We start from the raw sequence: 10,082 nt of genomic DNA, 5'->3' as shown, positions 1-10,082 counted from the left end.
CGCAAGTACCGACGGGCTCAGACTACCCCGAATTCAGACCTATATTGCCGAAAATCTTTATTATTTTGATTTTTTGCAGTCCTTTTTTCTTATTCGTTAATCTAACCAGCGCATCTGCCACTCAATGGCAATTTCGCGAACTTCCTCTTTTCCGGCTAAAGCGTTCACCCAGTCCTTAGGAATCTGGGATAAGCCGTAGTAAGCTGCTGCCAGAGTAGAAACCACTACAGGAAGATTCTTACTTCCCTTTAGGGAAAGTGCAGATTCCACTGCTTCCTGATAGCTCTTGCTGCTAAGCAGTACCCAGGTAGCTAAAAGAAGGGTGTCTTCGCAGCTTCCCTTTCCGGACAGCTCCTCCGCCTTCTTTCCTTCCAGGCTCTTTAAATCCAAGAATGGCTTGAGAATTTCGAAGGATGCAACCAGTGCATCATAGTCCTTAACATCCTCTCTATGCTGCTCCTTAGCCTCTTCATTAAGGCGCTTCTCTTCTTCATTCTCCGCCTCTTCCTCTTCGTAGAACAAAGCTACATAGTTTGCCGCAGCCTGTAGCTGCTCTTCCAGACTTTCTCCCCCTAAGTGAAGAACCAGATTGCGAAGCATGGTGGCATAGAGCTCTCCCATCAGCATAGCCTTAGGATTATTGTTTGTTAGTCTCACCGCATCATGGAGCATTGCCCTGTCCATGTCACTAAACTGATGCAAACGTCTGCAAAGCATCATGGCAAAGGGTAGCATTCTGGAAAGGAAGGAATCATCCTCTGCATCCACACCGCTGTCCTTAGGTCCTTTACCGGTGGCAAAGCGCATAATGCTGGCATCCATAGTTTCCACGGCATCCTGCTCCTGTCCTTCCAAGGCATACATGCCCTTAGACTTCCAGTCGTAGAACTTTTCCTGCATATCCGGGAAGGAAAGCTTTCTTTCCGTATTCAGGCTGTGGAACTCTGCCAAAAGAACGGATCCCATGGCAGGACGATAGCTAAAGGCCTGCTCTCCATAAGGAGCCTCTCCAAGAGCATCCTTCTCCTTGGCAATTCCTAAGCTTCCACCGATTAAAGCGGAGTATAGCATGGTTTCGGAAAGCCCCTGGGTCATGGCTCTCTTTTCTTCATTTTCCTTCGCTCTCTCTTCTCCCCGCATCTTGGCATCCAGAAGCCACTTCACCATGTCCAGACTTAAGAAGAAGGACTGGGACCAGGGGTTAATAATCAGTCCGTCCATCTTTCCGGATTCGGAAATATGGATGGCCGCCTTCAGCACATCCTGCACCGGCATAGCGATAGCCGCTGTTTCTGCAGGATTCTTCTCGATTTGTTCCCCGGAGGTAAATACCGCAATGGCGTCTCTTCCATCCTGTGTGGTTAAATGGTTCAGAAGGACCTGACCATCTGCGATTTCTCCCTCTTTTTTCTCGGTGGATACGATAGCCACCAAAAGCTGAGCATTAAGCTCCATGGCCTGTAAAAAGCCCTGTAATACTCGCTCAATGCCGGCACGCTTCTTGTCTTCCGGCATAGCCTCTCCTTCAGGAAGCTTCTTCTGCTCCTCATGGTAAGCCGCAACCGCCTGAAAAATTCCGGCACTTCCCTTTAAACGCTCTTCCACGTTCTGGGTACGCATCTTATTTTGCAAAGCCACGATGGCTTCTTTCAGAAGAATAAAGCTGTTGCTGAAGGGATTGATTACCACACCGTCGGAATGGGGATGGTTCGCCGCAATCTGTAACAGCTCCGCCACAGGAAGTAAAACTGCGGAGGATTGCTGTCCTTCGTTCCCCGCCTTCTGCTCTTCCACATTGGTGAAAGCTGCGGCATAGCTTTTTCCCTCCTCGGTTTTTAAAAACTTCAGATTAATCTGCTGCTGACCGTCCTTTTCTCCGGCAGGATCCGCCGCTAGAAGAAGTCCTCCTCCGTTGTTAATCAACTCTTCGATACTGGCAAAAATTTTATTTAAATTCTCTTGGTTTCGCTCATCGGAAAAACGAAGAATACTTTCCTCAAGTCCCTTGGCTAATTCGAGTTTTTCAGAAAACTCCTTCTGTCCCATCTCTTTCATCTAATCCTCCTAAGTCTCGCAAAAAAGGAAATATGCCCTTTTTTGTACTTCAGACAGTATAGCAAAGAATGGGGGATAGAGAAACATTTTGATGAAGAAAAATCAAAATATCACTTATGCAAATGGGCCTGAAAATCAGGGCGAGCTCAAATTGCCCCTCATTTCAGACCCATACTGCAAATCATATTCGATATTTAATTTATCATAAACACTTCTCTATTTAGTCATCCTGCTCTACATCGGCTTTTCTGATGGAACCATCTACAGCACCGATTTCGTAATCGTACTCCATGTTTCCTACTTTAAAGTCAATCTCATATACACCGTCATCATCGTACTCAACGGACAAGTCTCTTACCTGTCCGGCAGAAACCCCTGCGTGACCAAAAGCAATAGCCTTTGCCTTGTCTGCACTGATTCTGCCGCCCTGCTGAGTTGTTGCTACGATGTAGTCATCGTCTCCCTCATTAATATCCTCAATAGCATCTGCGATATTTTCCCAGAGGCTGTCATCAGAATCATACTCAATAATGTCACGAATATCGATGTTCTTATCAGCTACCAGCTTTGCAATTTCGGAAATCTTCATCTTTGCCAGCTCTTTGGCATTTAAGGAGCTGGCCTTATTGGCAAGGTTCAGTACGAACACAGCCTTTCCTAAGGAAATGTTATTTTTCCTGGCAAATGCGGAAGCATTGTTATTCTGACTGGAAATCACCTGATGAAAGACTGCTGCATTCATATCTTCCGTGGACAAAGCTATCTCCATTTCTTTCACCACCAGCTTACGAAGATTATCCGCCTTCTTCTGATCCTTATTCTGCACGGTTACCAATACGCCCTTGGTGTCCTTGGTCATGTATCCCTGCTGTACCATGGAACCTACGATAGCATTTAATGCCACCTGTAAATCCACATTATGTAAATCCATACCGGAAAGAACCTTATCACCGTCGCCGTTGGTTGCATAAGCTTCTAATACGCGGTTCTTTTGGTTGGTAAGAAGCTCAATTCCCGGGTTTACATCCAAGTCCACCAAGCTATCCACCATTAAGTTTCCTCTGTAATAAAAGATTCCCCCAACTACCAATACCAAAGCCACACAGGCTGCCACCAACTGCATCACTGTTTTTAATCCTGGACTTGTACTCTTCCTTTCAATTCTTCTTACCAGCACTTTTTCCATCTTTGCACCCTCTTCCTTGGAATCCAGTTCTGCGGTAATCCTAGTAAATAAGTCATTGGGGATAAGATTTTTAACAGCCTCTTGAAGCTCTTTTTCCATATTTTCCTGCTTCATCTTACTCATCCTTTCCTAAATGCTCCTGCAGCTTCTTAATGCTCCTCTGGTATTTGGATAAAACCGTATTTAAGTTTTTTCCTAAATACTCCGCAATTTCCCGATTCTTCCAGCCTGCCACGGCATGAAGAAATAGAATCTGTCGTTCTTCTTCCTCCAATATTTCCATGGCGGATTCCAAAAGCATTCTGTGGTCAGCATTTTCCACGAAGGAAAAGGAATATTTGGCGTCCACCGCCTCTTCCACTTCGTGAATACTTTCTTTGTTCTTCTCTTTTCGGAAATGCATCAGGGTGAAATTCCTGGCAATTCGAAATATCCATGCCATCGCCTTATTTCCCCCATGATAGGAAGCTGCATTTTCTGCAATGCTTACATAGGTTTCCTGCAAAACATCCTCTGTGTCATACTTATTTGTTGTTAAAGAAAGAACGTAAGCATACAATGGGTTTATGCTTTTCTCATATATGATTTTAAGCGCTTCACGGTTTCCCTTTGCCAAAGAAAAGATCAGTTCATCCGCTATTTCTTCCTGCCCGGGAAAATCCGCAATCAGCATACTCACATTGATCATGTTTTTCGTCCTTTCATAAGTACAATGCATAGAGAGGGCATTTTATTGCAATGAAAGTCAACTTTGTATATTTTTAATAGCCGTGCTGGGTAAAAGCACATTTTCTTTGGCGAATTTGATGGCAACCTTTTCATTAATCCGATTATACAGGGTCCAGTAAGAAGGGGTATCCACCCAAAGACGGATACTAAACTCCAAATAATCTCTTCCCACCGCGGTAAGCCCTACAAAGGGCTCCGGGTATTTTCGAATCAGCTCATCGTCCTGAATACAAGCCTCCAAATATCCCTTTATCTTTTCTACATCCTCATCCCGACCAAGCTGGTAAATCAAATCCACCCTCCGGAAACGCTCCGCACTATAATTGATGATATTGGCATTCATCAGGCTGCCGTTGGGAATGGAAATCCGCTTGTTATCCGGAGAAAGAATAACGGTATAGAAAATACTCACCTCCTGTACCGTGCCTTCATCCGTACCGCTTTTGATATAATTCCCCACCTTAAAGGGGCGAAACAGCAAAAGCATAATGCCTCCCGCAAGGTTAGATAGGGAGCCCTGTAAGGCCAGACCTACCGCCACACCGGCAGAAGCCAAAAGAGTGATGACGGAAGCAATGGGAACCCCCAGAATGCTGACACAGCTGATTCCTAAAATCAGATACAGACAAAGTACGATTGCTCGAAAGAAAAAATTCCGAACCGTAGGATCGATCTTAGCTGAAATAGGGGTTTTCGGAAGAATATGTCCCAGCTTTTTAATGATAAATCGACCAATCAAAAACAATGCCAACGCCAATAAAAATTTCCCCATAAAACGGGTAAGCCCCAGAGCCAAACCATTTCCAAAATTTTGGAAGCTCCAGACCCGAATTTCATTTTCAATACTTTCTACCTGATTCATATTTTCTCCCGTCCCTACAACTGTAGATGGATAAAACTTTTTCCTAAAAATCATACCGGATCACTATCCCCGGCTCTTCTTCGGCTGTAAAAATATTTATAAAAATACCGGCTTCCAAGGTTAGATTCTTGGGTCTAACTTTTGGAGCCGGTATAAAACTGCTATAGCTTGCTGAAAGGAAATATTATTCTACGATTTCTCCGTCCTCTACCAGAATATCATTTCTGTGAAGGAAAATGAAGATAACACGGCAAAGGGAAATTACAGCAGCCAAAACACCGAATAGAGTGGAATCGGAAACACTGCTCATCTTTCCGTATACGGCTTTATAATTGTAGAAAGAAACAATAATCACTACGATGGTAAAAATAATGCCAACCAATCCCCAAAGGGCGCCGCCAACAAATCCACCAAGAAGGGGAAGCACACCCATGATTGCAGCACTGGCAATCGTGGGAACCTGATTACCGAACATCTCCTGGTCACCTGCAAAATAAGCATAGAGTCCACGATTTACGTAGGGGATAAAGGCTAAAATTGCCTTATCCTCCTGACCGTTATTCTTAGCCAGGGTATAAAGAGCGTAAGCCTCCAAGCCGTAGCAAATCAGCCAAAGCAAGATAAACGGGATTAAAAATGCTCCTAATAGTGCAAAGATCTGTAAATATGACATAGTAAGTCCTCCTTTAAGTTGTAGGGCATCTTGCATCCATACAAATCCTGCCCTTGTTAAATTAACACTCCTAGTATACAAAAATAATATAATTTCGCAAGGCTTTCTTACTTATTTCTAAAAAAATATCGTTTATCCTTCTATAAGAAATCGTTAGAAATTCACAGGTTCCTTGATTTCTCCGGTTCTGGCAATCTTTTCCAAATGTAAAACCGGTCCTATACCATGATATTCTTCCCGTTCCTCCAGCTTCACCTTCGCCGTGAGCTTTGCCCAGTCTCTTGTTGAAAAGGGAGCAATTAATTTCTTGTCTCCCTTACAGATAAAACCAAGGAAGGTCATATCCTCCGCACAACAGGTCATCGCCATACGTCCCGGAACAAATTCATTCTCCGGCATATTTTTCCGTTTTAAAATCATAGCGGAAAATGTGATTTCTTTATTCAGATAGCGCTCCGGGTTTTCCATGCAGTCCAAGAACCAGGTACCATAATCTTCATCTGCTAAAGTAATGGCATCCTGTCCAAGATCGTAGGGCAGGTCTTCCGGAAGAGCGGTCTGGGGAATTTCTCCATTTTTATCCTCCAGTAAAATCATGGCATTCTGCCCCATTGCCCGAATCTTTCTACGATAATCCACCAATTCTTCATTGGACAGATTATCGCAACGATTCACGATGCACAGCTCCGCATGACGAAGCATCTGCCCCAGGAAAGAACGCATATTGGAAAGATAGATCTTTAGGCTGGAACCGTCTAAAATCGTAATCACCTGATATAAAAACCAGTCCTTCGGCATGGACACATGATACTTCGGTTCACGATTTTGCTGTTTTGCCAGTACCTCTTCACTCATGGGGCCGCCATATAAATCATCCTGGTTCCACATCCCGTTCCACTCGATTAAGACTCTCTCCGCCTTATACTGTCTTGCCAGAGACTGCAATTTATCTTCCTGAAAATCAGTAATATTCTCCATATACACCGGCGTTGTATGATGCGCTGCCAGCTTAATAGGGTCATATTCCACTTCCCCATCCTCACAAAGAAGAAGGAGGGTATTGCCCTCGGTCTGAAAATATTCCTGCTCCATGGTAAATTGAATGAAGCTGCTTTTTCCTGCCTCTAAAAATCCGTTAATCAAAAAGACAGGAATGCCTTCTCCCTCCGCTTCCCACTGTTCTCCCATTCTACTCTCCTTCCGTTCTATGCTTTCTTCTCCGAAAAGGGAAATAAGCCTGTTCCTTTTCGGAGAATTCTTTTTTTAAATTTTAAAATTAGTCGTTAAACAAAGCCTTAATCTTGTCCTTTTGCAGCTCAGTTCCGATAACCACGAACTTTCCGATATTTTCAGGACCGGCCTCACGTATTTCCACCTGTTCCGGTACCAAATCAAAGTTTACCCAAGTGCCGTCTGTGCAAGCCAGCATACCTTTAGCTCGAACAATACTGCCGTAAGCACAGCCGTCCACCATTTCCTCTAAAATCTCTTCCAAATGACTTCTGTCTACCTTCTTAAATACTTCCAAACCGATGCTGTCAAAAATCTCATCCGCATCATGGTCATGACCGCAGCCGCAGCCTTCATGATGATGGTGATGATGATGTTCTTCCTCATGGTCATGGCATCCACAGCCGCAGGACTCCCCATGCTCATGATCGTGATGATGCTCATGCTCCTCTTCATGGTCGTGGTCGTGACAGCCGCAGCCGCAGGACTCCCCGTGCTCATGGTGATGTTCATGATGATGCTCATGCTCCTCTTCATGGCAGCCGCAACCGCAGGATTCCCCGTGCTCATGGTGATGTTCATGATGATGCTCGTGATCATGATGATGCTCATGGTGATGAGCCGCTTTAGCCTTTACTTCTGCCAGAAGCTCCTCTTCCAGATTCTCTTCTTTACCGATGATTTCCAGAAGCTTTTCTCCACTTAACTCCGCTATTCCCGTAGTAATCAGATTGGCATGAGGATTGATGCCCCGAACAATGTTTATAGCCTCTTCCGCCTTCTCTCCTGAAGCAATATCCATTCTGGACAGTACAACGGAGGTAGCAAAACGAATCTGGTCATCAAAAAACTCACCAAAATTCTTATTGTAAAGCTTTGCTTTTGTAGCGTCCACTACGGTTACGGCTCCATCCAGCTTTACATCCAGATTCTCGGAAACGGTCTTTACCGCCGATAAAATATCGGAAAGCTTTCCAACTCCGGAGGGCTCAATCAAAATGCGGTCAGGATGATACTGCTCAATAACCTCCTTCAAGGAGCTTTCAAAGTCTCCCACTAAAGAACAACAAATACAGCCCTGATTCATTTCCCTGATTTCGATTCCCGCATTCTTTAAAAAGCCGCTGTCCACACCAATCTCACCGAACTCATTCTCGATAAGAACAACATTTTCTCCCTTTAAAGCATCGGAAAGTAATTTCTGTATAAATGTAGTTTTTCCGGCTCCTAAAAAACCTGAAATAATATCAATCTTTGTCATAAAATCCTCCTTTGGGATGAATACATTTTTTTATGGATACAAGCGCTATTTTACGATAATCTTCCACCTTGTCAATATAGCCACGGTATAAAGTTAGCTATACTTAACTTTCTTTAGAAAGATTAAATCATTTTTCCAAAAAATTCTCCTCCAAAACCTGCCATAGCTCTTCTCCGTCCTTCACAAGGTACTTTGCCCCATGCTCCTCAAGCTCCTTTTTATCCCGAAATCCATAAAGACAGCCAATGCTGAGCATACCCGCATTTTTCGCCGCATCCAAGTCCGTCTTGGTATCTCCCACCATGACAGCCTCCTCCGAAGAAATCCCCAGTTCCTTGCAAACCGTAAGAAGCATATCCGGATTCGGTTTTAAAGGAATCTTTCCATTATCTCCCAGTACCAGAGTAAAGCTGTCAGAAGCAAATACCTTGTCCAAAATAATGGACGCCTCTTCCTTGGGTTTATTGGTAATGCAAACTCTGGAAATCCCCTTTTCCTCCAAACGTTTCAGGCAGGCAGGAATACCGGGGTAGGGTTCCGCCTTATAGGTACAATTATCCGGAAAAATGGAGCGATAATATTCATATGCCTCTTCATAAAGCTCCATGACCTCATCCCCCTTAAGGTCCAAGTCCATGGCCTTCTCCTCATCCTTTGCCTCCCATTTTTCCGCCTTCTCATACCAAATCTGCGCATTCTTTTCCAGGCTTCTTTCCACAAATTTCTTGGTCCCCACACCCACAAACTTCTTGGTTTCTTCCAGACTGACACCCTCCAAAGAAAAATGCTCCATGGTCAAATCCATATTTCTTTTTAGGCTGGCTAAGGTATTGACCAAAGTTCCATCCAAATCAAAAAGTACTGCCTTGATTTTCTTTCCCATTTTCAACTCCTCTATATACTTTTTAAAAGCTTTTAGTGTATATTCACTATGCATGCAAAGGAAATCTGCTATTTGGATTTCTATATCTCAGCTAGTTGGATTTCTATATCTCAGCTAGTAGAATTTCAATATCTCAGCATTCCTTTGAAAAAAGAATCTTGAAAATCCAATGTTTTCTCCTCCACCAGTATAAAGAGGAAGAAAGGGAATGTCTATCATGGCTTATTATTACGCGGTAAAAATCGGAAAAAATCCGGGAATATACAGTAGCTGGGCAGAATGCGAAAAACAGGTAAAGGCTTATCCCAATGCCAAATTCAAAAAGTGGAAAACAAGGGAAGAGGCGGAAGCCTATATGAACGGTAGCGGCAATTCAAAGCCATACGGCTCCGACATGAGCTCTATTAGTTTTGGTTCAAAAACGCCTTCTTCCCGGAAAGAAAAAGGGAAGGCAACTCTTCTCCCCTTACAAGACGGTTCTCTTTCGGCCATAGAAGAGCTTTTTCAAAGTACTAAGACAGACTGCATTGCCTATGTGGACGGAAGCTTTGAAAACGACAATGGAGTCTACGGATACGGCGTGGTTTTCATTGAAAAGAATGGAAATATAGAAGAATACTTTGATTCAGGCCGGGAAGAAAGCTACCAAAGCATGAGAAATGTTTCCGGAGAAATCCTGGGAGCCTTAAAAGCAGCTTCCTTGGCTGTGGAAAAAGGCTACTCCTCCATCGCCATATTCCACGATTACCAAGGCATCGCCTCCTGGGCAAAGGGAGAATGGAAATGCAACAAAGAAAAAACCATAGAATATAGAGAAAAAATGCTTTCCTACCAAAAGCAAATTAAAATCACATTCCATAAGGTCCTGGCTCATAGCGGGGACTACTTTAATGAAAGAGCAGATATCCTCGCTAAACAAGCAGTCGGAATTTCCTAACCATTCTTTTTTCGAAGAAGAGGCTCTAAGCAGGAGCACGCTCCCGCTAACCTGCGCCTCGTAGCAGTACTAAGCTAAAAGCTTCACATTGTTCGCTTTTAGCAAGTACTGACGGGCTCGGATTACTCCTGCTTTAAAGCCTCTTCTTCGAAAAAAACTGTGTTGGCATGGCAAATATCAATTTGCATATAAAGCGAATAAGATAAAGTGAATAAGCTATTGTTTACAAAAGATACCGGCTCCGAACGGTGGATGACCATTTTACC

Annotated in this window: 9 protein-coding genes; 1 reads left to right on the top strand and 8 read right to left on the bottom strand. The window is 43.7% G+C overall.

Annotation, left to right across the window (positions count from 1 at the left end; translation table 11 throughout):
- Nucleotides 1-96: 96 nt before the first annotated feature.
- From RDQ32_RS05435 to RDQ32_RS05400, 8 genes are all read right to left on the bottom strand, one after another.
- On the bottom strand, nt 97-2,055 hold the full coding sequence (locus RDQ32_RS05435; RefSeq protein ID WP_308579408.1) for an SseB family protein: 1,959 nt from the start codon (nt 2,053-2,055) through the stop codon (nt 97-99).
- Nucleotides 2,056-2,275: 220 nt separating this feature from the next.
- The gene (locus RDQ32_RS05430) at nt 2,276-3,364 is read right to left on the bottom strand and encodes a PepSY domain-containing protein (protein WP_308579407.1); all 1,089 of its coding nucleotides are present in this window, start codon (nt 3,362-3,364) and stop codon (nt 2,276-2,278) included.
- Nucleotides 3,357-3,929 (bottom strand): RNA polymerase sigma factor, encoded by a 573-nt coding sequence (locus RDQ32_RS05425; RefSeq protein WP_308579406.1) that lies wholly within the window; start codon nt 3,927-3,929, stop codon nt 3,357-3,359. Before RDQ32_RS05425 ends, RDQ32_RS05430 begins: the two co-directional genes overlap by 8 nt.
- A 57-nt stretch (nt 3,930-3,986) precedes the next feature.
- A complete protein-coding gene (locus RDQ32_RS05420; protein ID WP_304072897.1) occupies nt 3,987-4,832 on the bottom strand; it encodes a mechanosensitive ion channel family protein in 846 nt (281 codons plus the stop codon).
- 184 nt (nt 4,833-5,016) lie between these two features.
- Nucleotides 5,017-5,505 (bottom strand): hypothetical protein, encoded by a 489-nt coding sequence (locus RDQ32_RS05415; protein ID WP_304072894.1) that lies wholly within the window; start codon nt 5,503-5,505, stop codon nt 5,017-5,019.
- 153 nt (nt 5,506-5,658) lie between these two features.
- Nucleotides 5,659-6,693 carry a GTP-binding protein gene (locus RDQ32_RS05410; protein WP_308579405.1) on the bottom strand — a complete coding sequence of 345 codons (1,035 nt, stop codon included), beginning with the start codon at nt 6,691-6,693 and terminating at the stop codon, nt 5,659-5,661.
- 88 nt (nt 6,694-6,781) lie between these two features.
- Nucleotides 6,782-7,996 (bottom strand): GTP-binding protein, encoded by a 1,215-nt coding sequence (locus RDQ32_RS05405; RefSeq protein ID WP_308579404.1) that lies wholly within the window; start codon nt 7,994-7,996, stop codon nt 6,782-6,784.
- A gap of 127 nt (nt 7,997-8,123) precedes the next feature.
- Nucleotides 8,124-8,879, bottom strand: a complete 756-nt coding sequence (locus RDQ32_RS05400; RefSeq protein WP_308579403.1) for an HAD family hydrolase — start codon at nt 8,877-8,879, stop codon at nt 8,124-8,126.
- 208 nt (nt 8,880-9,087) lie between these two features.
- Between RDQ32_RS05400 and RDQ32_RS05395 the strand changes: the two genes are divergently transcribed.
- On the top strand, nt 9,088-9,816 hold the full coding sequence (locus RDQ32_RS05395; protein ID WP_308579402.1) for a ribonuclease H family protein: 729 nt from the start codon (nt 9,088-9,090) through the stop codon (nt 9,814-9,816).
- The last annotated feature ends 266 nt before the right edge of the window (nt 9,817-10,082 follow it).

This window comes from uncultured Oribacterium sp., assembly GCF_902481605.1.
Classification (GTDB): Bacteria; Bacillota; Clostridia; order Lachnospirales; family Lachnospiraceae; genus Oribacterium; species Oribacterium sinus.
This window is presented reverse-complemented; position numbering and strand designations above follow the sequence as displayed.

Bases quoted from the DNA above. Each gene is read 5' to 3' on its own strand.
- RDQ32_RS05435 (WP_308579408.1), bottom strand. From the start codon at position 2,055: ATGAAAGAGATGGGACAGAAGGAGTTTTCTGAAAAACTCGAATTAGCC.
- RDQ32_RS05430 (WP_308579407.1), bottom strand. From the start codon at position 3,364: ATGAGTAAGATGAAGCAGGAAAATATGGAAAAAGAGCTTCAAGAGGCT.
- RDQ32_RS05425 (WP_308579406.1), bottom strand. From the start codon at position 3,929: ATGATCAATGTGAGTATGCTGATTGCGGATTTTCCCGGGCAGGAAGAA.
- RDQ32_RS05420 (WP_304072897.1), bottom strand. From the start codon at position 4,832: ATGAATCAGGTAGAAAGTATTGAAAATGAAATTCGGGTCTGGAGCTTC.
- RDQ32_RS05415 (WP_304072894.1), bottom strand. From the start codon at position 5,505: ATGTCATATTTACAGATCTTTGCACTATTAGGAGCATTTTTAATCCCG.
- RDQ32_RS05410 (WP_308579405.1), bottom strand. From the start codon at position 6,693: ATGGGAGAACAGTGGGAAGCGGAGGGAGAAGGCATTCCTGTCTTTTTG.
- RDQ32_RS05405 (WP_308579404.1), bottom strand. From the start codon at position 7,996: ATGACAAAGATTGATATTATTTCAGGTTTTTTAGGAGCCGGAAAAACT.
- RDQ32_RS05400 (WP_308579403.1), bottom strand. From the start codon at position 8,879: ATGGGAAAGAAAATCAAGGCAGTACTTTTTGATTTGGATGGAACTTTG.
- RDQ32_RS05395 (WP_308579402.1), top strand. From the start codon at position 9,088: ATGTCTATCATGGCTTATTATTACGCGGTAAAAATCGGAAAAAATCCG.